Source organism: Streptomyces sp. Y309, from assembly GCF_056712025.1.
The window spans coordinates 4,331,488-4,352,617 of record NZ_CM160048.1; the positions used below are offsets into that span (position 1 = coordinate 4,331,488).

The window sequence follows — 21,130 nt, forward strand, 5'->3', positions numbered from 1 at the left end:
CCGGCTCACCCGGCCGCGCCCAGCGGGGGCGCCGGCTTGCCCGGATAGTCCGGCGGGGGCTTGAGCCGCTGGCCGGGGAGGCCCCCCATCTCGTACTTCAGGAGCTTCTTGGCCTTTTCGGGGTCCGTCTCGCCCTCCCCGTACGACGGGCACAGGGGGGCGATGGGGCAGGCGCCGCAGGCGGGCTTGCGGGAGTGGCAGATGCGGCGGCCGTGGAAGATCACGCGGTGCGACAGCATCGTCCACTCGCTCTTCGGGAAGAGCGCGCCGACGGCGGCCTCGACCTTGTCCGGATCCGTCTCCTCGGTCCACTTCCAGCGGCGCACCAGGCGGCCGAAGTGGGTGTCGACGGTGATGCCCGGGACGCCGAAGGCGTTGCCGAGCACCACGAAGGCGGTCTTGCGGCCCACGCCGGGCAGCTTGACCAGGTCCTCTATGCGGCCGGGCACCTCGCCGCCGAAGTCGTCGCGGAGCGCCGCCGAGAGGCCCATGATCGACTTGGTCTTGGCGCGGAAGAAGCCGGTCGGGCGGATCAGCTCCTCGACCTCTTCGGGGTTGGCGGCGGCCAGGTCCTCCGGCGTGGGGTACTTGGCGAAGAGGGCGGGGGTGGTCTGGTTCACCCGCAGGTCCGTCGTCTGCGCCGACAGGACGGTGGCGATCAGGAGTTGGAAGGGGTTCTCGAAGTCCAGCTCCGGGTGGGCGTACGGATACACCTCGGCCAGTTCGCGGTTGATCCGCCGGGCCTGCCGCACGAGGGCCGCCCGGGATTGCGGGGGTTTGGGCTTCTTCAGCGGGGCGACGGCCGCCTTCGCGGCCGCGGCGACCTTCTTGGATGCGGCGGCCTTCTTGGACGCGGCAGCGGTCTTCTTGGACGCGGCAGCGGTCTTCTTGGACGCGGCAGCTGTCTTCGAAGCGGTCTTCTTGGCGGCGGCAGCCGTCTTGGGCGCGGCCTTTTTGGCGGCGCCGGCCGTCTTGGGCGCGGCCTTCTTGACGGCGGCCGCGCCTTGCCCGGCAGCCGCCCGTTTCGCGGGAGTCGCGCCCCCGGATTTAGCGGGAGTCGCGCCCCCGGAGCCCTCCGACACACCTCGTTTCGCCATGGCGCCAGCCTACGGGCCGCCACTGACACGGACGGAGGAGATGCGCAGTTGTCATACCGACGTCGACCTTCACGAAGACCGGCACGCGCCCCCGGCTTACGCCCCACGCAACGCCCGTTTTGCCCGGTTCCTCGGGGTAACCGAAACGTGTTCGCCCACAGCAGAATTCTCCAGGACAACCGCACCCACCGTCGCCGTAGCCTGTGCTCTCACGGGCCTGGGAGCAGATGTCCGACCCACGTCCGGACGTCCGTATCCACCGCCGGTCCCCCGGATCGGCCCCCAATTGGCCCCCTTCCGCATTGCCTCCGTCACAAGTGCGGCAGACTTGAGTGACTGATCACACTGTTTGAACCGTCCGGCAAACTGGGGGCACGGTCCCCTGATGCAGGTCGACAAGGAGAGAACTCGTGGACGACGTTCTGCGGCGCGCCCCGCTCTTCGCGGCGCTCGATGACGAGCAGGCCGCGGAGCTCCGCGCCTCCATGAGTGAGGTGACGCTCGCGCGCGGAGACGCGCTTTTCCATGAGGGCGACCCCGGAGACCGCCTGTACGTGGTCACCGAAGGCAAGGTGAAGCTCCACCGGACGTCCCCGGACGGCCGCGAGAACATGCTCGCGGTGCTCGGCCCCGGCGAGCTCATCGGGGAGCTGTCGCTCTTCGACCCGGGCCCGCGCACGGCCACGGCCTCCGCCCTCACCGAGGTCAAGCTGCTCGGCCTCGGCCACGGCGACCTCCAGCCCTGGCTGAACGCCCGCCCGGAGGTGGCCGCCGCCCTGCTGCGCGCCGTCGCCCGGCGCCTGCGCAAGACCAACGACCAGATGTCGGACCTCGTGTTCTCCGACGTCCCCGGCCGCGTGGCCCGCGCCCTGCTCGACCTGTCGCGCCGCTTCGGCGTGCAGTCCGAAGAGGGCATCCACGTGGTGCACGACCTCACCCAGGAGGAGCTGGCCCAGCTCGTCGGCGCCTCCCGCGAGACGGTCAACAAGGCACTGGCCGACTTCGCGGGCCGCGGCTGGCTGCGCCTGGAGGCCCGCGCGGTGATCCTGCTCGACGTGGAGCGCCTCGCGAAGCGCTCGCGCTGACGTCGCTCTCCGTACGGAGACTCCGTACGGCGCCTTTGTACGAGGCCGGGGCTCGCCGCCACGCGGCGGGCCCCGCGCCACAAGCCCGCCTCCGGGCAAAAGTACGTGCCCCGCTCGGCGTCACGCTGCACAGTGGGCCCCATGGGCACCGTCAGTCGTGGGCTGGACAGTCAGGGCTACATCGAGCGTGAGGGCTCGCTGGGGCGGGTGCGGGACGCCTTCCGGCCCGCCGTCGCCACCGCGCGCGACCGCGTCGCCGAGGTCTTCGGTGAGCGGCTCGACAGCGCGTATCTGTACGGCTCCGTGCCCCGCGGCACCGCGCGCGTGGGCCGCTCCGACCTCGACCTGCTGCTCGTCCTGCGCGAGGACCCGACCCCGGAGGACCGCGCCGGCGCGGACGCCGTAGCCGCGGCCGTCGACAAGGAGTTCACCGAGGTCGACGGCGTGGGCATCCTGCTGACGAGCCGCGCGCAGGTCCTGAGCGATCTGGAGACGTACGACCTCGGCTGGTTCGTCGCCTGCCTCTGCACGCCGCTGCTCGGCGAGGACCTGGCCGAATTCCTGCCCCGCTACCGGCCGGACAGCCGCCTCGCCCGCGAGACCAACGGCGATCTGGCGCTGTTCCTGCCGCGCTGGCGCGCCCAGGCCGCCGAAGCCACCGAAGCCGCCGACCTCAAAGAGCTGCGCGCCCTCGTCCGCCGCGCCGGGCGCCACCTGGTCCGCACCGGCTTCACGCTCGTCATGCCGCGCTGGGGCGGCTGGACCAGCGACCTCATGGAGATGGCGGAGGCGTTCGGCGCGTACTACCCGCAGTGGGCCGAGCGGATGCGCGCGGCGGCCGTCATGGCGTACGAACCGGCCGCCGACGCGGACGAACTGCGGCGGGCCCTGCGGGAGTACACCGACGTGATCGGGCCCTGGCTCGCCGAGGAGTACGCCGCCGTGCACGGCGTCAAAACCCCGCGCCCGGGGCAGGCCGCGACCGCCTCGGCGCCCTAGGGCGTGTCCGATGGGTCCCGTCGGCGTCGCGGCGCCGGGCACGCGCGTCTGCCGCGTTGTCGTCGGTTGCCGACGCTCCGCGTCGACGCCCTCCTCCGCCTTGCAGCCACACGCACCAGACACCGCTCGACCCCACAAACACGCACCCGGAACACAGCCGACCGGACCCATCGGACACGCCCTAGACCAGCCCGTGCTCCCGCAGATAGTCCAGCTGCGCGCGCACCGACAGCTCCGCCGCCGGCCACAGCGACCGGTCCACGTCCGCGTACACGTGCGCCACCACGTCGCCCGGCTCCACGTACCCGTTCTCGACCGCCGTCTCCACCTGGGCGAGGCGGTGCGCCCGGTGCGCCAGGTAGAACTCGACCGCGCCCTGCGCGTCCTCCAGGACCGGGCCGTGGCCCGGCAGCACCGTGTGCACGCCGTCGTCGACCGTCAGGGAGCGCAGCCGGCGCAGCGAGTCCAGGTAGTCACCGAGGCGGCCGTCGGGGTGTGCGACGACCGTGGTGCCGCGGCCGAGGATCGTGTCGCCGGTCAGCACCGCGCGGTCGGCGGGCAGGTGGAAGCAGAGGGAGTCGGCGGTGTGCCCGGGCGTCGGTACGACGCGCAGCTCCAGGCCGCCCGTCGTGATCACGTCGCCCGCCGCCAGGCCCTCGTCGCCGAGGCGCAGCGCCGGGTCGAGGGCGCGGACCTTGCTGCCGGTCAGCTCCGCGAAGCGGGCGGCGCCCTCGGCGTGGTCGGGGTGGCCGTGCGTGAGCAGGGTGAGCCCGACGCGGTGTCCGGCCGCCTCCGCCGTCGCGATCACGCGCGCGAGGTGCGCCTCGTCGAGCGGGCCCGGGTCGATGACGACCGCGGGGCCGGAGCCCGGTTCGGCGACGATCCAGGTGTTGGTGCCGTCCAGGGTCATCGCGGACGGGTTGGGCGCGAGGACGTTGACGGCGCGCTCGGTGGCGGGGCCGCCGAGTACGCCGCCGCGCGGCTGGCCGGGGAGGGCGGCTGCTTCGGTCATGCGGGGGTGACTCCCGTCGGGTCCGGAGGTGTGGGGGCCGGGTGCGCGTACGAAGCCGGGCTCGCCGTCATGCCGGGCCGCCCGGCGGGATGTGCTTCGTGGACTCGATGTGCTTCGTGAACTCGTCGTGGCCCGGCCAGGTCAGGATCAACTCGCCGTCCTCCAGGCGGGCTTGCGCCAGGACGGGGGTCAGGTCGCGGGACGGGGCGGCGGCGAGGGCGTCGGCGGCGCTCGCGCAGGTGCTGAGCTGGCGGAGCGTGGCGATGGTCGGCGGCATCATCAGGAGCTCGCCGCGGTCGTAGCGCTCGGCGGCGCGCGCGGGGCTGATCCAGACGGTGCGGTCGGCCTCCGTGGAGGCGTTGCGGGTGCGCTGGCCGCGCGGCAGGGCGGCGACGAAGAAGAACGTGTCGTAGCGGCGCGGTTCGAACTCCGGGGTGATCCAGCGGGCCCAGGCGCCCAGGAGGTCGCTGCGCAGGACCAGGCCGCGGCGGTCCAGGAACTCGGCGAAGGACAGGTCGCGGGCGACCAGGGCCGCGCGGTCCGCCTCCCAGTCGTCGCCGGTGGTGTCCTCGATGACGGTGTCCGGGGTCGGGCCTGCGAGCAGGACGCCCGCCTCTTCGTACGTCTCGCGGACGGCCGCGCACACGGTGGCCTGGGCGGCCGCCTCGTCCAGGCCCAGGCGGGCCGCCCAGGCCGTGCGGGGCGGGCCGGCCCAGCGGACGTGGCGGTCGTCGTCGCGGGGGTCCACGCCGCCGCCGGGGTACGCGTACGCGCCGCCGGCGAAGGGCATCGACGTGCGTCGGCGCAGCATGTGCACTTCCGGGCCGGCGTCCCGGGTGTCCCGGGTGGCCCCGGTGTCCCCGATGTCCTGGGTGCCCCCGGTATCCCCCGTGTCCCGGAGGAGCATGACCGTGGCGGCGGCGCGGGGCGCGGCAGGCGTCAGCTCGCCTGCCGCGAGGGCGCGGATGCGGTCGGGCCACTCCGGGGGGTACCACTGCCCATTTGCCATGGCCGGAGGCTATCCGGTGTGGTGCGGATGTTCGAGGGGCCGCCTCTTGTGGTGCGCCCCGCAGCCCAAGCCGCCCACTGGGGAAACACGAAGGAACCGCTACGAGGGCAGCAGCTCCACCTGGACCTCGACCTCAACCGGGGCGTCCAGCGGAAGCACCGCCACGCCGACCGCGCTGCGGGCGTGGACGCCCTTGTCGCCGAGGACCTCGCCGAGGAGTTCGCTGGCGCCGTTGATGACGGTGGGCTGGGCCGTGAAGTCGGGCGCCGAGGCGACGAAGCCGGTGACCTTCACGACGCGCGCGATGCGGTCGAGCTCACCGGCCACGGACTTGACCGCCGCGAGCGCGTTCAGCGCGCAGGTGCGGGCGAGTTCCTTGGCCTCCTCGGGCGTGACCTCCGCGCCGACCTTGCCGGTGACCGGCAGCTTGCCGTCCACCATGGGGAGCTGGCCGGCCGTGTACACGTACACACCCGACTGGATCGCGGGCCGGTACGCCGCGAGCGGCGGGACGACCGCGGGCAGGGTCAGACCGAGTTCGGCGATGCGCGCCTCGACCACACCGCTCATGCCTGCTTCTCCCGCTTCAGGTAGGCCACGAGCTGCTCGGGGTTGTTCGGCCCGGGCACGACCTGGACGAGCTCCCAGCCGTCCTCGCCCCAGGTGTCCAGGATCTGCTTCGTGGCGTGGACGAGCAGCGGCACGGTTGCGTATTCCCACTTGGTCATACGGCGACTGTAATGCCTGCCGCCCGCCACCTCGCGCGGAGCCCGGGGACGGCCCCGGAGGCGGCCCCGCACCGGCCCCATGGGCAGCCTCGTGCGTAGCCCGGCGGGCGACTGGTTAGGCTCGAAGACGTGAGCAGGCTCCAGGTCGTCAGCGGCAAGGGCGGTACCGGCAAGACCACGGTCGCCGCGGCCCTCGCGCTCGCCCTCGCGACCGAGGGCAAGCGCACCCTCCTCGTCGAGGTCGAGGGCAGGCAGGGCATCGCGCAGCTCTTCGAGACAGAAGCGCTGCCCTACGAGGAGCGGAAGATCGCCGTCGCTCCGGGGGGCGGGGAGGTGTACGCCCTCGCCATCGACCCCGAACTGGCCCTCCTGGACTACCTCCAGATGTTCTACAAGCTGGGCAGCGCGGGCCGCGCCCTGAAGAAGCTCGGCGCCGTCGACTTCGCCACGACCATCGCGCCGGGCCTGCGCGACGTGCTCCTGACCGGCAAGGCCTGCGAGGCCGTGCGCCGCAAGGACAAGCGGGGGCGCTTCGCGTACGACTGCGTGATCATGGACGCCCCGCCGACGGGCCGCATCACCCGCTTCCTCAATGTGAACGACGAGGTGGCCGGACTCGCGAAGATCGGCCCGATACACAATCAGGCGCAGGCCGTCATGCGGGTGCTCAAGTCCCCCGAGACGAGCGTGCACTTGGTGACCCTCCTGGAGGAGATGCCGGTCCAGGAGACGGTCGACGGCATCGCCGAGCTGCGCGCCGCCCAGCTGCCGGTGGGCCGCGTCATCGTGAACATGGTGCGCCCCGAGCTGCTCGACGAGGCGGAGCTGGAGCTCGGCCTGGAGCGGACGCCGCGTGCGGCCATCGCGAAGACCCTCGCGGCCGCGGGCCTCGGCGGGGCCCGTGGCGCCGCCGGACGGCTCGTGGACCCGCTGCTGGCCCAGGCCGCCGAGTACGCCGAGCGGTACGCCCTGGAGGGCGCCCAGCGGGCCGTTCTCGGCGAGCACGGCCTGCCCCTGCACGAACTGCCCCTGCTGGCCGACGGTCTCGACCTGGGTGGTCTGTACGAGCTCGCGGCGGAGCTGCGGGAGCAGGGGGTCTCGTGAGCACGACACCACTCACCACGCGGAGATCAGGAAACTCATGAGCCTCGATCCGGCACGTGACCCGCTCGACGTCGACGCCCTGCTCGACGACCCGAAGACCCGCATCGTGGTGTGCTGCGGCTCCGGAGGCGTCGGCAAGACGACCACGGCGGCCGCGCTCGGGCTGCGCGCCGCCGAACGGGGCCGCACGGTCGTCGTGTTGACGATCGACCCGGCCCGCAGGCTGGCGCAGTCCATGGGCATCGACTCGCTGGACAACGTGCCGCGGCGGGTGAAGGACGTCCAGGGCGCCGGGGAACTGCACGCCATGATGCTCGACATGAAGCGCACCTTCGACGAGATCGTCGAGGCGCACGCGGACGCGGACCGGGCCAGGGCGATCCTCTCCAACCCCTTCTACCAGTCGCTCTCGGCGGGCTTCGCGGGCACGCAGGAGTACATGGCGATGGAGAAGCTGGGGCAGTTGCGCTCGCTCGACGAGTGGGACCTGATCGTCGTCGACACGCCCCCGTCGCGCAGCGCGCTCGACTTCCTGGACGCGCCCAAGCGGCTCGGGTCGTTCCTCGACGGGAAGCTGATCCGGCTGCTCATGGCCCCGGCGAAGGTGGGCGGCCGGGCCGGCATGAAGTTCCTGAACGTCGGGATGTCGATGATGACGGGCGCCCTGGGCAAGCTGCTCGGGGGCCAGTTGCTGCGGGACGTGCAGACCTTCGTGGCCGCGATGGACACCATGTTCGGCGGCTTCCGCAAGCGCGCGGACGCGACGTACCGGCTGCTGCAGGCGCCGGGGACGGCGTTCCTGGTGGTGGCGTCGCCGGAGCGGGACGCGCTGCGGGAGGCGGCGTACTTCGTGGAGCGGCTCGCGGCGGACGACATGCCGCTGGCCGGCCTGGTCCTGAACCGGGTGCACGGGAGCGGCGCGGCCGGCCTGTCGGCCGAGCGGGCGCTCGCGGCGGCGGAGAGCCTGGAGGAGCGCGAGGAGGACCGCGGGGAGCGCGAGGAAGACCGCGAGGGGCGCGAGGAAGACCGCGAGGCGCGTGGAGAAGGCCGCGAGGGGCGCGAGGAAGACGCCGAGGCCGATGCGGGCGCGGGGCCCGCCGGGGAAAATCTTGAGGCGTCCGGCATTGTGGATCAGGACGGCGGGAAGGTAGGAGGACGTAACTCCTCAGAGTCCGAGGCTCCCAACTCCCCTGAGGCTTCCGGCAGTTCCCTTCCAACCGAAGACACCGATTCCGGCGCGTCCGTCGAAGATTCCCACGCGTCGGTGGAACAGCTCACCGCCGGCCTGCTGCGGCTGCACGCGGAGCGCATGCGCCTGCTCGCCCGCGAGCGGCACACGCGGGACCGCTTCACCGCGCTGCACCCGGAGGTGGCCGTGGCCGAGGTGGCCGCGCTGCCGGGCGATGTGCACGACTTGGACGGCCTGCGCACCATCGGCGACCGGCTCGCGGAGTCGAGCCGAGTGTGATCCCTGGCCGAGTGTGATCCCACCCCGGCGGCCCCGGTGCCGCCCGAGCTCGGCGACACCCCTGGGGACCGGTGGCAGGCGTTGGACGGTGGTACGTGACGTGGGGAATCCCGCGGGATCAGCCCCGGCACGCCCACGGCCGCACGTGGGCTCAGCCCACGGCCGCGTAGCTCTCGTAGGTTTCCTCGTCCTCCAAGTCGGGCAGCAGGCCCGCGCCACGCTCGTACTCGGAGCGTGCGGTCTCAAGGAGCCGGCGCCACGAGGTGACGGTGGGGCGCCTGCGCAGCAACGCGCGCCGCTCACGCTCCGTCATGCCACCCCACACGCCGAACTCGACGCGATTGTCCAGCGCGTCGGCCAGGCACTCCGTACGCACCGGGCAACCGGTGCACACCGCCTTGGCCCTGTTCTGCGCTGCTCCTTGTACGAACAGTTCGTCCGGATCGGTAGTGCGGCAGGCGGCCTGCGCACTCCAGTCGGTTACCCAGCCCATACCGGCGCCGTCCTCTCCCGAATCGAGGCTCCCCCACGGCGGCAGCGGCATATTCACCGCCGCCAGTTGAGGACGTTACGGAAGGTGGGCACAGCGCAACACCCCCTTCGGGCCCAATCTTGAATGGCCCGAACGGACTATGCGTAAGCGGCAGATCACCCGACGGAGTGAGCTGGCGACATGCGTAACCAACCCGGCAAATGTGGGCAGTTCAGTTGAGTCACAGCGGACGCGACAAGACGCATGTGGCGGATTCGGACAGGGACTCCAGAGATCCGCCACAAAGAGGCCGGATTCGGGGACGACACGGGGCGTGTTGCGGGACCACACTGCTGTGACAGTTGAGAGCAGCTTAGGCCAAGGCATATACGCGTGTCCGGCGAATCAGAACGTAGGCTGCCCCCATGGCAAACAAGCGATCGGGCGGTGGTCTCTCCCCCGTGCAGCAGGCCGCCAAGTTCCTGGGCGTGAGCGTGCTCGCGGGCGCGGTGCTCGCCGGGATCGCGCTGCCCGCGGCGGGCGTGATCGGGCTCGCGGCCAAGGGGTCGGTGGACAGTTTCGACGAGATCCCGGCCAACTTGAAGCAGCCGCCGCTGAGCCAGCGCACGACGATCATGGACTCGGCGGGCGGCGCCATCGCCACGGTGTACTCGCGCGACCGCACGGTGGTCCCGCTGAACCGCATCTCGCCGTACATGCAGAAGGCGATCGTCGCGATCGAGGACTCCCGGTTCTACGAGCACGGCGCGGTGGACCTCAAGGGCATCCTGCGGGCGGTCAACCAGAACGCGCAGAGCGGCGGCGTCTCCCAGGGCGCCTCCACGCTCACGCAGCAGTACGTGAAGAACGTCTTCGTGGAGGAGGCCGGCGACGACCCGGACAAGGTCGCGCAGGCCACGCAGCAGACCCTCGGCCGCAAGATCCGCGAGCTGAAGTACGCGATCCAGGTCGAGGAAGAGCTCGGCAAGAAGCGGATCCTGAAGAACTACCTGAACATCACCTACTTCGGTCAGCAGGCGTACGGCGTCGAAGCCGCCTCCCAGCGCTACTTCTCCAAGTCGGCCGACGACCTCAAGCTCCAGGAGGCGGCCCTCCTCGCCGGCATCGTGCAGTCCCCGAGCCGGTACGACCCGGTGAACGACGAGTCGGAGGCCAAGCAGCGGCGGAACGTCGTACTCCAGCGCATGGCCGAGACGCACGACATCTCGCAGCGCGAGGCCGACGAGGCCAAGAAGACCCCGCTCGGCCTGAAGGTGAGCCGCCCCAAGAACGGCTGCATCACCGCCGTGAAGGGCGCCGGGTTCTTCTGCAAGTACGTCGAGAAGGTCTTCCTGAACGACCCGGTCTTCGGCAAGACCAAGGAGGCCCGCGCCAAGCTGTGGAACCGCGGCGGCCTGCGCATCAGGACGACGCTCGACCCGCAGACCCAGGCCTCCGTGCAGGACTCGATAAAGGATCACGTCTACCAGACCGACGACGTGGCGACCGCCGCCACCATCGTCGAGCCCGGCACCGGCAAGATCCTCGGCATGGGCCAGTCCCGCCCGTTCGGCTACGGCAAGAACGAGACGGAGATGAACCTCTCCGTGGACGACGCGATGGGCGGCGGCGCGGGCTACCAGCCCGGTTCGACGTTCAAGCCGATCGTGGCCGCGGCGGCCCTGGAGCGCGGCATGTCACCGGGCAAGCGGTACGACGCGCCGTACGAGATGCCGTACCCCGAACGGGTCGCCGCCTGTGACGGCAAGACCTGGCGGAACTACGGCAACCAGAAGCTCACCAACGAGAACGAGTCCGAGGTCGGGCCCTACCGCATGCGGGAGGCGACCGCGAAGTCGGTCAACACGTACTTCGTGGAGATGATCGGCGACATCGGCATCTGCCCGGTGACGAAGATGGCCGACAAGATGGGCGTCGAGCGCGCCAACGGCAAGCCGATCGACCAGGCGCCGTCGATCGCGCTCGGCACCCAGGAGGTGTCGCCGCTGACGATGGCGAGCGCGTACGCGACCTTCGCCTCGCGCGGCACGCACTGCACGCCGATCGCCATCGAGTCGATCCGCACGCTCGCCGGGAAGGCCCTCCCGGTGCCGAAGTCGACGTGCACGCGCGCCATGTCGGAGAAGACCGCCGACACGATCAACACCCTGCTGAAGGGCGTGGTCGAGGACGGCACGGGCAAGCAGGCCGGCCTCGGCTCCCGCGACAGCGCGGGCAAGACGGGTACGACGGACGGCCGCTACGCCGCCTGGTTCGCGGGCTACACCCCGAACATGTCCGGCGCGGTCTGGGTCGGCGACCCGGCCCACGAGCGCCGCATGGTCTCCATCACCATCGGCGGCCGGCCCTACGACAAGGTCTTCGGCGGCGAGGTCCCGGGACCGATCTGGCGCGACGCGATGAGCGGCGCCCTCTCCGGCAAGCCGGACCCCGAGTTCAACACCGTCCGCATCCCCGGCGACAAGAACCGCGACCGGGACCACGGGGACGACGACGGCGATGACGACGACGGCGGGGACCACGGCGACGACGGCGGCGGTGACGGCGGTGACGACGACGGGAAGCCGGGCGACGGCAACGGCGGCGGTGGCAACGGGGGCGGAAACGGCAACGGCGGCAACGGCGGCGGGAACCCGTGGCCGGACGTCTCGCTGCCGCCCGGCGTCATCGGCGGCGGGGACGGCGGAGGCTGGGACGGCGGGCCCGGCGGCCGGCGGGACTGAGGCCGAAGGCTCTTCCTGAATACGTTGATGGGGCGCCCCCCGAGTCGGACTCGGGGGGCGCCCCATCGACGTACGCGTACGAAGACGCGTACGAAGAAACGCACGGAAGCGACGTACGCAGGCCGCGGGGTTGGAACCCGGGCCGTGGGAGGGCTCAGCCGCCGGCCAGCAGCTTCTCAGCCGCCGGCGAGCAGCTTCTTGACCGTGGCGGCGACGCGGCCGCCCTCGGCGCGGCCGGCCACCTTCGGGTTCACGATCTTCATGACCTGGCCCATGGCGCGCGGCCCCTCCGCGCCCGCGCCCTTCGCCTCGGCGACGGCCTCCGCGACGATCTGCTCCAGCTCGTCGTCCGAGAGCGGCTGGGGCAGATACTCGGCGAGCACCTCGCCCTCCGCCTTCTCGCGCTCGGCCTGCGCGGCGCGGCCGCCCTGCGCGAAGGCCTCCGCGGCCTCGCGGCGCTTCTTCGCCTCGCGGGTGATCAGCTTCTGCACCTCGTCGTCGGAGAGCTCGCGGGCGGTCGTGCCCGAGACCTCCTCCTTGGAGATGGCGGTGAGCGTCAGCCGCAGCGTCGAGGAGCGCAGCTCATCGCGCTCCCGGATCGCCGCGGTGAGGTCTTCCTTGAGCTTGGCCTTCAGCGTGGTCATGCGGCAATTGTGGCAGGTGGGCGGGGAGAGGGCCCGCCGTTTTCGGCTCCGCCGCCGGACCGTCGGACTCCCTCGCCGACGGGCGTGTGGCGTCTGACACGATGGTTGTATGCGCGCGCGATACGCAGTACCTCTGGGAATCACGGCGACGGCCGCGGCCGGTATCGCCTACTCGGTGGGCATCGAGGCCCGCTTCTTCCGCCTCCGGCGGGTGACGGTCCCGGCCCTGCCGCCAGGGATGCGGCCGCTGCGCGTGCTCCAGGTCTCCGACATCCACATGGTGTCCGGGCAGCGCAAGAAGCAGCGCTGGCTGCGTTCGCTGGCGGGCCTGCGCCCCGACTTCGTGATCAACACGGGCGACAACCTCTCGGACCCCGAGGGCATCCCCGAGGTCCTGGACGCGCTGGGCCCGCTGATGCAGTACCCCGGTGCGTACGTCTTCGGCTCGAACGACTACTACGGCCCGAAACCGCGCAATCCCGCGCGCTACTTGTTCGAGAAGGCGCAGGGCCGCCACGGCCTGAACGGCAACAAGCCCGTGGTGGGCGCGATCCACAACCCGTGGGAGGACCTGCGGGACGGCTTCGACGCGGCGGGCTGGCTCAACCTCACGAACACCCGCGGCGCCCTGAAGGTCGAGGGCTACGAGATCGGGCTGACCGGCCTGGACGACCCGCACATCAAGCGGGACCGGTACGCGCAGGTGGCGGGCGGTCCGGTGGCCGGCGCGGACTTCTCCATGGGCATCGTGCACGCGCCGTACCTGCGCTCCCTCGACGCCTTCACGGCCGACGGCTACCCCCTGATCCTCGCGGGCCACACCCACGGCGGCCAGCTCCGCATCCCCTTCTACGGTGCCCTCGTCACCAACTGCGACCTGGACACGGACCGTGTGAAGGGCCTGTCGACGCACGCGTCCGGGGGCCACACCTCCTACCTCCACGTCTCCGCGGGCTGCGGCACCAACCGCTACACCCCGTTCCGCTTCGCCTGCCCCCCGGAGGCCACCCTCCTCACCCTCACGGAACGCACTCCGCGCCCCTGACTCCCGCCCGCGTCCCACCCCGCAAAACCGGATTTCGTCTCCGGCCGCGGGTCCGCTAAAGTAATCGATGTCGCCGCGACCTGCGCAGCAGGACCGCCGGAGCAACGACATCGGGGTGTGGCGCAGCTTGGCAGCGCGCTTCGTTCGGGACGAAGAGGTCGTGGGTTCAAATCCCGCCACCCCGACAGCTGAAACAGCAGATCAGGCCCGGTTTCCAGGAATGGGAACCGGGCCTGACGCGTTTTCGGGGCCCCGTCTCGGGGGCACGCATCTACGTCGTCTCGGGGGCAGGCATGTACGTCGTCTCAGCGCGGGCCCCAGCCGGAGTCGCAGCGGGCCGCCTCGTGGGCCGGCGCGGACCCGGCAGGGCGCTCTGCGGCCGGCGCCGAGCGCCCTGCGGCTGCGTGCGTCGCACACGCCACGTCGTATCGGTACCGGTCCCTCCCCTCGTGGGGACCGGTACCGAACGACGCGGAGGGCGCGGAGCCGGTCCGGGTGTGACCGGCTCCGCGGGTCTCTTCAGTGCCCGCGAGGAACGCCTCGTCACCAGTGCGTGCGAGCAAAGCCCCGCCACCAATGCGCGCGAGGAACGCCTCGCCACCGCTTCGTGGCTCCGACGGAAACCGGCCAGGAACCCGGCCAGGAACATGGAGCGCCATGAGTCGCCTCTCCGGGCGCCGAGCCGGTGGCCTGCCCTGACGCCACGTGCTTGGTTCGCTACTGCGTCGCGATCCTGCCAGGTGAGGCCCCCGCTGAGGAGCTTCCGGGGGCGTCCGGCGGCCTTCGTCGCAGGTCAGCCGTATAGGGTGAGTTTTCCGGTCCGGATGTTCAGGTGCGGGGGAAGTAAGGGGTGGAGGCCTTGAGTTCCGACTCAGGGGCACGCACGGCCTTCGCGGAACGTCTCGCGCTGCTGTACCAGGAGGCCGGTAACCCGCCCCTCAAACGCGTGGCCGAAGCGGTCGTCCAGTTGCAGCGGGTCGACGAACGCGGGCGCCCCGTGCGGGTGTCCGCGCAGCGGATCAGCGACTGGCGGCGGGCCAACAACGTGCCCGCGCAGTTCGCCGCGCTCGCCGCGGTCCTGCACGTCCTGATCCCCGAAGCGCGGCGCAAGCGGCCCACGCCGGTGTCCCCCGGTCTGTACGACCTCGCGCAGTGGCAGCGCATGTGGGAACGCTCGGTGGCCGACCCCGCCGGCGACCGGGCAGCGGCCGCGGCCACCGCGGCCTCCGCAGACGACGGCGAACGGCTCCCGGTCGACGCCGCCGTCCCCGGCGTGTGCCCCTACCGAGGGCTCGCCTCGTACCGCCAGCAGGACGCCCAGTGGTTCTTCGGCCGGGAGCGGAGCACCGATGCCCTCGTCGCCCAGCTCCGCGCCGCGGAGAAGACGGGCGGCCTCGTCGTGCTCGTGGGCGCCTCGGGGGCGGGGAAGTCCTCCCTCCTCAACGCCGGCCTGGTGCCCGCGCTGCGGAACGGCGGCGACGGGGACAGGCAGGTCGGGCCGGTGCTGCAACTCGTACCAGGCAGCGATCCCCTCGCGGAGCTGGCCGAGCGAATACCCGAGCTCGGCACGCTTGAGTGCGATTCGCCCCAATTTGCCGACGATGTACGGGAGTCCGTGACCGCGTGGGCGCGGCGCGCGTCCCCCTCCGCCGGCCGGCCGGTCCTCATCGTGGACCAGTTCGAGGAGGCGTTCACCCTCTGCTCCAACGAGGCCGACCGGCGCACCTTCGTCCGGCTCCTGCACGCCGCCTGCTCACCCGGTGAATCCGATGACTCCGGTGAATCCGTCAACTCCGATGACTCGGGTGACTCGGGTGACTCCGGCGGCTACCGCGGCTCCGGCGGCTACCGCGGCACCGGCGCCCCCGCCCTCGTCGTCCTCGGCATCCGCGCCGACTTCTACGAGGAGTGCCTCGGACACCCCGAGCTCGCCGACGCGCTGCAGCACCGGCACATGGTGCTCGGACCGCTGACCACCACCGAGCTGCGGAACGCGGTGACCGGCCCGGCCAAGGCCGTCGGGCTCGAGCTCGAACCGGGCCTCGCGGAGCTGATCGTCCGGGAGGTGAGCACCGACGGGCCCCGCGGCGCGCACCACGCGGGCGTGCTGCCGCTCCTCTCGCATGCCCTGCTCGCCACCTGGCAGCGGCGGAAGACGGGCAGGCTGACGCTGGCCGGATACCGCGCGGCGGGCGGGATCCAGGGAGCGGTGGCCGCGACCGCCGAGCGCGCCTGGTCCGGCCTCGACCCGGCGGCGCGTACGGCGGCGCGGCTGCTCCTGCTCAGGCTGGTCCGGCTGAGCGAGGACACCCAGGCAACCCGCAGGCGCGGGACGCGGCGCCAGCTCGCGGAGGAGTCGACGGACCCCAACAAGACGGAGGAATCCCTCGAAGCGCTGGTCCGCGCCCGCCTGGTGACCCTCGACGCGGAGACCGTGGAGATCACGCATGAGGCGCTGCTGCACGCCTGGCCGCGGCTGCGCGACTGGATCGACGAGGACCGGAACGACAACCTGCTGCGCCAGCGCCTGGAGGAGGACAGCAGGGCCTGGGAGGAGTCCGAGCGCGACGCGGCACTGCTGTACCGGGGTTCCCGGCTCGAGCAGGCCCGCGCCTGGGCGACGTCCGCCGGAGACACCTTCCTGACCCGCGGCGCGAGGGAGTTCCTCGCCGCGTCGGCCGGGCTGCGCCGGCGCACGGTCCTGATCAGCCGTGCCGCGGTGGCGGCGCTGGTCGCCCTGGCGATGGTGGCCGTCGTGTCGGCGGTGGTCGCCTGGCAGCAGCGCAACGACGCCGTGTCCGGGCGGAACGACGCGGTGTTCGAGCAGGTCGTCGCCGAGGCCGACCGCGCCCAGGACAGGGATCCGTCGCTGTCCGCCCAACTCGACCTGGTGGCACACCGCTTGCGGCCCGGCGACGAGGGGACGAAGAACCGGCTGATCTCGATCGTGAACGCGCCGCTCGCCACCCCGCTGCTCGGCCACACCGGCGCCGTCTACCTCACCTCGTTCAGCCCGGACGGACGGCTCCTGGCCACCGCCAGCTACGACCGGACCGTCCGGCTGTGGGACGTGTCGGACCCCGCGCGTCCCAAGCGCCTGGGCAAGCCCCTCACCGGCCACAAGAGTTGGGTGAGCACCTCCGTCTTCAGCCCGGACGGCCACACCCTCGCCACCACCGGGGACGACGGCACGATCCGGCTGTGGAACGTGCGCGACCCCCGCCACCCGCGCCCGCTCGGTACGCCCCTGAACGGCCACGGCGGCACCATCTACCTGCTCGCCTTCACCCCGGACGGACGCACGCTGGCCTCCGCCCAGGACGACGGCACCGTCCGGCTGTGGGACGTCGCCGACCCCCGCCGCGCGAAACCGCTCGGCTCGCCGCTCACCGGCCACGGCGCCGCCGTGCGCTCCGTGGCGTTCAGCCCGGACGGGCGGACGCTCGCGGCCGGTGGTGACGACGGCACGATCAGGCTGTGGGGCATGGCCGACCCGCGGCACCCGAAGCCGGCCGGCAAGGCACTGACCGGCCACACGGGCACGGTGCACTCCGTGGCCTTCAACCCCGACGGCCGCACCCTCGCCAGCGGCGGCGTGGACCACACCATCCGGCTGTGGAACGTCGCCGACCCGCGCCGCGCGAAACCGCTCGGCTCACCGCTCACCGGCCACACCGGCCCCCTGTGGTCCGTGGCCTTCAACCCCGCCGGGACGATGCTCGCGGCCGGCAGCGCGGACAGCACGGCCAGCCTGTGGAACGTCAGCGACCCGGCCCACCCGTCACAGGTCGGCAAGCCGCTCGCGGGCGGCAGCGGGGAGATGTACGCCATCGGCTTCAGCCCCGACGGGCAGACCCTCGCCACCGGGAACGGCGACAACAAGGTCCGCCTGTGGTCGATACCGACGGCGGACATGATCGGCCGCACCGGGACGTTCCGCCCTGACGGGAAGGTGCTCGCCACGGCCGCGGGCGACGACCGGGTCCGGCTGTGGAACGTACAGCGCCCCAACAAGCCCGTGTCGCTGGGCGAGCCGTTCAAGCCCGGGAAGGGGGCCATCCGGTCGCCGGAGTTCTCGCCCGACGGCCGCACCCTCGCGGTGCTCACGGGCAGCCGCGCGCTGCAGCTGTGGAACGTCGCCGACCCGGCGCGCCCCGTCCCCCACGGGCCGCCCGTCGCGCTGCGGACCCGGTTCGCGGCCGCGCTGGCCTTCAGCCCGGACGGCCGCATCCTGGCGACCCCCCTGACCGACCGCACCGTACAGCTGTGGGACGTCAGCACGCCGTCCCGTCCCCGCCCCCTCGGCAAGCCGCTCACCGGCCACAAGGGGTACGTCAACTCCCTTGCCTTCAGCACCGACGGACGGTCCCTGGCCAGCGGCAGCGCGGACAGCACCGTCCGGCTCTGGGACGTGACCGACCCGCGCCACGCCACCCGGCTCGGTACGCCGCTCAAGGGGCACCTGGGACCCGTCAACACCATCGCGTACGGACCGGACGGCCACACTCTGGCCAGCGGCAGCGACGACGGCACGGTCCGGCTCTGGAACGTGGCCGACCCGCGCAGGGCGAACCGGCTCGACGCGTCCCTGAAGGGCCACACCGACGCGATCGTGTCGCTGTCGTTCAGCGCGGACGGCAGCACGCTGGCCAGCGGCAGCAACGACAACACGGTCCGGCTCTGGGACGTCGCCAGCCCCGCCAAGGCCTCGCCCATCGGCCAGTCGATGAGCCCCAACGCCAAGACGGGCGCCTTTTTGTCGTTCCGCCCGCACAGCCACATGCTCGGGGTGTCCAGCGGCGCCGATACCGTCCGGCTGTGGAACTTGGACACCGGCGCGGCGATCAGCCGTATTTGCTCGACCACTCGGGGAGTTCTGACCCGGGAAAAGTGGCGCGAATATCTGCCCCGTCTCTCGTACGCGCCGCCGTGCGAGGCGTAGTCCAGAAGTAGACCGGAAGTTGCGCCAGCGAAGTGTAGACCTGCGCGACGAGCCTTGTTACCGTTGGGTTCAGCCCGATCGCTGGTGCATCCCCCGTCGCCAGCGATCGGGCTCTTCCATGCAAGGGAAAGGCACCCGACAAAAGACACTTTCACGCTACATGGAACATTGCGGAACCCCTCTGGGCCAATTACCGCACGGGTATGGAGGTGAGTGCCGTGCACCGGCGCATCATCGTCATCACGGCCGTCCACGGGCCTTCCGCCCGTTTCCTCGCGGACGCGCACAGGTCGCTCCGTGAACAAGAACTCCCCGAGGGGTGGGAGTGGCATTGGGTGATCCAGGAGGACGGCGAGAGCGACGCGGTCGCCCCGCACGTCCCGGCCGACGAGCGCGTGACCTTCCGGCAGGGCCGGGCCGGCGGCCCCGGCGTCGCCCGCACGCTCGCCCTGGCGCACGCGGACGGCGCGTACGTGAAGGTCCTCGACGCCGACGACCAGCTTCCGCCGGGCACGCTGGCCCGCGATCTGGCGGCACTTGAGGCGGACCGGACCCTTGGGTGGGCGACATCGCGCGCCCTCGACCTGCTCCCGGACGGGTCCACGGCCGGCTTCTCCGGCGACCCCGGCCACGGCCCGATCGAGCGCGAGGCCGTCCTCGACCACTGGAAGGCGAACGGCTTCCGCGCCCAGGTCCACCCGGCGACACTCTTCGTACGCCGAGACCTGCTGGTCGCCCTCGGCGGCTGGATGGCGCTGCCCGCCTCGGAGGACACCGGGCTGCTGCTCGCCCTCAACGCGGTGGCCCGCGGCTGGTTCACGTCCGAAACCGGACTCCTCTACCGAAAGTGGCCGGGCCAGGCCACAGGTCAACCGGCCCACACCGACACCACGGAGCGCGACGCCCGCATGGCGGTCGCGGAGGCCCGGGCGCGGGCGCTCGCCGCTTTCCGGTGGCGCCATCCGCTCAACTGCGGTTGACGCGGCGGCGGTTTTCGGTGCGGTGGTGCTTTTCGGGGCTGTGGCGCTGTTCAGTGCGGTGGCGCCTTTCGGCGCGGTGGGCGAGGGCTTCGACGATGCGTTGCCATGCCGGTGACGACTCGGAGATGCGGGACGAGACCAGCTTCAGGTAGCCCGGCCGGGCGCCGTCCCGTTCGCGCTTGATCTCCCATGCGTCCAGGTCGTCGATGAGCCGGTCCAGGCGGGGATCGTACGGATCCCAGTCGACCGACTGATCGCAGGCGAGAGACAGGCGCGTCGTCTCGGGGTCGTCGAGGTCGGCGTTCTTGTCCCGTATCCGCTGCGGGACGACGTGCGGGTCCAGTGCCTGCATCAGGATCCACGCGTCGCGCTCGAGTCGTACCCTCCGTTCGCTGACCCCGAGACCGCGCATCCGGTCCAGGACGGCGACCACTTCGGGAGGCAGGACGAGGCTTTCGCCGCTGTCCAGTTGCGCGATCCTGCGGCGGTATTCGGTGAGCTCGTCGATCTTGCGCTGCAATGCGGTGTCGATGTCGGTGACGGCCGCGGCGAATTCGGCGGGCTGTGCGTGCAGCAGCGCGTCGATACGGGCCAGTGGCACCCCGGCGTCGGCGAGGGTCCTGATCCGGATGAGATCCACCGCGGCTTGCGCGCTGTAGCGGCGGTAGCCGGAGGCATCGCGCTCGGGCTCGGGCAACAGGCCGACGTGGTGGTAGTGGCGAACGGTGCGCACGGTCACGCCGGCGGTTGCCGCGAGCCGGCCGATCGTGAGCACCGTCCTCCTCGGATCTTCGTACGTCCTGGTCATGCCGAGTTTAAGGGCGAGCTCGGTCGGTTCTAAGGGCGAGTTCGGTCGGCTCTAGGGGCGAGCCGCCCGGTCGATGACGTCGCGGATCGCCTGGATCACGGCATCGGGGCGGTCGAAGCAGAGCCGGTGGTGGGCGGTGTCGGAGAGGATGCGCTGTTCGCCGTGCGAGACCGCGCTCACCAGGGCCGCGTCCATTCTCGTGTGGCCGTCGTGCATCTCCTGCAGCGTCCGCTCCGACATCAGCGCCCGCTGGCCGGGGTCGGTGCCGACCACGGTGAGTGCGACCACCGGGACGTCGGGAAGGTCAGGACCGGCCCGCAGTTCGGTGGCGAGCCCGGCCAACTTGGTGCGCTCGGCGATGCCCACGTCGGTCCATGCGTCGCTCACCTTGGCATCGGCCAGCGCCTGCCGTACGTGCTCCGGATAGTCCGCGCGCAACTCCGCGTACATCTCGCGCAGAGCCGGGCGCATCCGTTCCAGCTGCTCCCGGTCGGGTGCCATGCGCTCGACCTCGGCCAGAGCCGCCGCGGACGGCATGAAGTCGTCCCACTCCCGGTGGAAGGCGTCCAGCCAGACAAGCCCGGCCACGTCCTGCGGATACAGCTGCGCGAACCGGTGCGCGTAGAAGCCACCGAGGGAGTGCGGCACCAGAACGTAGGGGGCGGCGATGTCCTGGGCGCGCAGCAGCTCGCGCAGTTCCGTGGCGACCGCGGCGGCGGTGCGCGGCAGCGGAAGGGGGTCGCTGTAGCCCGTGCCGCCGCGGTCGTACACCACGGCGGTGGTGAACTGCGAGGCCATCTCCTGGACACCGAGATAGTCCAGGCCGACCGCGCCGGCGCCCGGCAGGAACACCACGGCCGGTCCGCCGCTGCCCGACCGATGTACGAAGACGCGGCGGCCGTCGATCTCCTGGAACCCTCCGACCGGCGGCGCGAGCCGAGCCGGGGACGTGCTGTTGTTCGTCATGCAGCCAGGCTCCGACCCTGACGCAGG

General features: G+C 71.9%; 17 protein-coding genes and 1 tRNA gene. 9 read left to right on the top strand and 9 right to left on the bottom strand.

The window, feature by feature from the left end:
• Nucleotides 1–5: 5 nt before the first annotated feature.
• Nucleotides 6–1,097 (bottom strand): endonuclease III, encoded by a 1,092-nt coding sequence (gene nth / locus AC0KTA_RS17220; protein WP_481055998.1) that lies wholly within the window; start codon nucleotides 1,095–1,097, stop codon nucleotides 6–8.
• 410 nt (nucleotides 1,098–1,507) lie between these two features.
• Here nth and AC0KTA_RS17225 point away from each other — a divergent pair, with 410 nt between their 5' ends.
• The gene (locus tag AC0KTA_RS17225; RefSeq protein ID WP_016642758.1) at nucleotides 1,508–2,182 is read left to right on the top strand and encodes a Crp/Fnr family transcriptional regulator; all 675 of its coding nucleotides are present in this window, start codon (nucleotides 1,508–1,510) and stop codon (nucleotides 2,180–2,182) included.
• A gap of 141 nt (nucleotides 2,183–2,323) precedes the next feature.
• Nucleotides 2,324–3,181 (top strand): nucleotidyltransferase domain-containing protein, encoded by an 858-nt coding sequence (locus tag AC0KTA_RS17230; RefSeq protein ID WP_481055999.1) that lies wholly within the window; start codon nucleotides 2,324–2,326, stop codon nucleotides 3,179–3,181.
• A 181-nt stretch (nucleotides 3,182–3,362) separates the two neighbouring features.
• On the opposite strand, the gene AC0KTA_RS17235 is transcribed toward AC0KTA_RS17230, so the two are convergent.
• From AC0KTA_RS17235 to sp36, 4 genes are all read right to left on the bottom strand, one after another.
• Nucleotides 3,363–4,193, bottom strand: coding sequence for an MBL fold metallo-hydrolase (locus tag AC0KTA_RS17235; RefSeq protein ID WP_481056000.1), 831 nt, complete (start codon nucleotides 4,191–4,193; stop codon nucleotides 3,363–3,365).
• A gap of 67 nt (nucleotides 4,194–4,260) precedes the next feature.
• Nucleotides 4,261–5,202, bottom strand: a complete 942-nt coding sequence (locus tag AC0KTA_RS17240; RefSeq protein ID WP_481056001.1) for an NUDIX hydrolase — start codon at nucleotides 5,200–5,202, stop codon at nucleotides 4,261–4,263.
• Between the two features lie 99 nt (nucleotides 5,203–5,301).
• Nucleotides 5,302–5,772 carry a RidA family protein gene (locus tag AC0KTA_RS17245; protein WP_016642762.1) on the bottom strand — a complete coding sequence of 157 codons (471 nt, stop codon included), beginning with the start codon at nucleotides 5,770–5,772 and terminating at the stop codon, nucleotides 5,302–5,304.
• Nucleotides 5,769–5,930: a Sp36 family protein gene (sp36, locus tag AC0KTA_RS17250; RefSeq protein ID WP_003975360.1), complete on the bottom strand. Its 162-nt coding sequence runs from the start codon at nucleotides 5,928–5,930 to the stop codon at nucleotides 5,769–5,771. The genes AC0KTA_RS17245 and sp36 overlap by 4 nt, the downstream gene beginning before the upstream one ends.
• A gap of 129 nt (nucleotides 5,931–6,059) precedes the next feature.
• Between sp36 and bagA the strand changes: the two genes are divergently transcribed.
• Both bagA and bagB read left to right on the top strand, forming a co-directional pair.
• Entirely contained in the window at nucleotides 6,060–7,034 is a 975-nt protein-coding gene (bagA, locus tag AC0KTA_RS17255) for an ATPase BagA (RefSeq protein ID WP_481056002.1), read from the top strand.
• Between the two features lie 37 nt (nucleotides 7,035–7,071).
• Nucleotides 7,072–8,502 carry an ATPase BagB gene (gene bagB, locus AC0KTA_RS17260; protein ID WP_481056003.1) on the top strand — a complete coding sequence of 477 codons (1,431 nt, stop codon included), beginning with the start codon at nucleotides 7,072–7,074 and terminating at the stop codon, nucleotides 8,500–8,502.
• Nucleotides 8,503–8,653: 151 nt separating this feature from the next.
• On the opposite strand, the gene AC0KTA_RS17265 is transcribed toward bagB, so the two are convergent.
• Nucleotides 8,654–8,995, bottom strand: coding sequence for a WhiB family transcriptional regulator (locus AC0KTA_RS17265; RefSeq protein ID WP_481056004.1), 342 nt, complete (start codon nucleotides 8,993–8,995; stop codon nucleotides 8,654–8,656).
• Nucleotides 8,996–9,399: 404 nt separating this feature from the next.
• Here AC0KTA_RS17265 and AC0KTA_RS17270 point away from each other — a divergent pair, with 404 nt between their 5' ends.
• Nucleotides 9,400–11,718 carry a transglycosylase domain-containing protein gene (locus tag AC0KTA_RS17270; protein WP_481056005.1) on the top strand — a complete coding sequence of 773 codons (2,319 nt, stop codon included), beginning with the start codon at nucleotides 9,400–9,402 and terminating at the stop codon, nucleotides 11,716–11,718.
• Between the two features lie 176 nt (nucleotides 11,719–11,894).
• Here the strand turns inward: AC0KTA_RS17270 and AC0KTA_RS17275 are convergent, their stop codons facing one another.
• On the bottom strand, nucleotides 11,895–12,362 hold the full coding sequence (locus AC0KTA_RS17275; protein WP_481056006.1) for a GatB/YqeY domain-containing protein: 468 nt from the start codon (nucleotides 12,360–12,362) through the stop codon (nucleotides 11,895–11,897).
• 109 nt (nucleotides 12,363–12,471) lie between these two features.
• On the opposite strand from AC0KTA_RS17275, the gene AC0KTA_RS17280 reads away from it, so the two are divergent.
• The 4 genes from AC0KTA_RS17280 (at nucleotide 12,472) to AC0KTA_RS17295 (ending at nucleotide 19,329) form a co-directional block, all read left to right on the top strand.
• On the top strand, nucleotides 12,472–13,407 hold the full coding sequence (locus AC0KTA_RS17280) for a metallophosphoesterase (RefSeq protein ID WP_481056007.1): 936 nt from the start codon (nucleotides 12,472–12,474) through the stop codon (nucleotides 13,405–13,407).
• Between the two features lie 111 nt (nucleotides 13,408–13,518).
• A tRNA-Pro gene (locus tag AC0KTA_RS17285) sits at nucleotides 13,519–13,592 on the top strand.
• A gap of 665 nt (nucleotides 13,593–14,257) precedes the next feature.
• Complete coding sequence (locus AC0KTA_RS17290) at nucleotides 14,258–18,349, top strand: nSTAND1 domain-containing NTPase (protein WP_481056008.1); 4,092 nt, start codon at nucleotides 14,258–14,260, stop codon at nucleotides 18,347–18,349.
• A 203-nt stretch (nucleotides 18,350–18,552) separates the two neighbouring features.
• Complete coding sequence (locus AC0KTA_RS17295) at nucleotides 18,553–19,329, top strand: glycosyltransferase family 2 protein (protein WP_481056009.1); 777 nt, start codon at nucleotides 18,553–18,555, stop codon at nucleotides 19,327–19,329.
• Here AC0KTA_RS17295 and AC0KTA_RS17300 read toward each other — a convergent pair.
• On the bottom strand, nucleotides 19,316–20,104 hold the full coding sequence (locus tag AC0KTA_RS17300) for a MerR family transcriptional regulator (protein WP_481056010.1): 789 nt from the start codon (nucleotides 20,102–20,104) through the stop codon (nucleotides 19,316–19,318). The two genes, AC0KTA_RS17295 and AC0KTA_RS17300, sit on opposite strands and share 14 nt — an antisense overlap.
• Nucleotides 20,105–20,188: 84 nt before the next feature.
• Nucleotides 20,189–21,103 (bottom strand): alpha/beta fold hydrolase, encoded by a 915-nt coding sequence (locus AC0KTA_RS17305; RefSeq protein ID WP_481056011.1) that lies wholly within the window; start codon nucleotides 21,101–21,103, stop codon nucleotides 20,189–20,191.
• Nucleotides 21,104–21,130: the final 27 nt, after the last annotated feature.

What these genes read in the sequence shown, in the direction of transcription:
- AC0KTA_RS17265 (WP_481056004.1), bottom strand. Translation starts at nt 8,995, where the DNA reads ATGGGCTGGGTAACCGACTGGAGTGCGCAGGCCGCCTGCCGCACTACC.
- AC0KTA_RS17295 (WP_481056009.1), top strand. Translation starts at nt 18,553, where the DNA reads ATGGAGGTGAGTGCCGTGCACCGGCGCATCATCGTCATCACGGCCGTC.
- sp36 (WP_003975360.1), bottom strand. Translation starts at nt 5,930, where the DNA reads ATGACCAAGTGGGAATACGCAACCGTGCCGCTGCTCGTCCACGCCACG.
- bagB (WP_481056003.1), top strand. Translation starts at nt 7,072, where the DNA reads ATGAGCCTCGATCCGGCACGTGACCCGCTCGACGTCGACGCCCTGCTC.
- AC0KTA_RS17230 (WP_481055999.1), top strand. Translation starts at nt 2,324, where the DNA reads ATGGGCACCGTCAGTCGTGGGCTGGACAGTCAGGGCTACATCGAGCGT.
- AC0KTA_RS17275 (WP_481056006.1), bottom strand. Translation starts at nt 12,362, where the DNA reads ATGACCACGCTGAAGGCCAAGCTCAAGGAAGACCTCACCGCGGCGATC.
- AC0KTA_RS17280 (WP_481056007.1), top strand. Translation starts at nt 12,472, where the DNA reads ATGCGCGCGCGATACGCAGTACCTCTGGGAATCACGGCGACGGCCGCG.
- AC0KTA_RS17245 (WP_016642762.1), bottom strand. Translation starts at nt 5,772, where the DNA reads ATGAGCGGTGTGGTCGAGGCGCGCATCGCCGAACTCGGTCTGACCCTG.
- AC0KTA_RS17270 (WP_481056005.1), top strand. Translation starts at nt 9,400, where the DNA reads ATGGCAAACAAGCGATCGGGCGGTGGTCTCTCCCCCGTGCAGCAGGCC.
- nth (WP_481055998.1), bottom strand. Translation starts at nt 1,097, where the DNA reads ATGGCGAAACGAGGTGTGTCGGAGGGCTCCGGGGGCGCGACTCCCGCT.
- AC0KTA_RS17235 (WP_481056000.1), bottom strand. Translation starts at nt 4,193, where the DNA reads ATGACCGAAGCAGCCGCCCTCCCCGGCCAGCCGCGCGGCGGCGTACTC.
- AC0KTA_RS17305 (WP_481056011.1), bottom strand. Translation starts at nt 21,103, where the DNA reads ATGACGAACAACAGCACGTCCCCGGCTCGGCTCGCGCCGCCGGTCGGA.
- AC0KTA_RS17240 (WP_481056001.1), bottom strand. Translation starts at nt 5,202, where the DNA reads ATGGCAAATGGGCAGTGGTACCCCCCGGAGTGGCCCGACCGCATCCGC.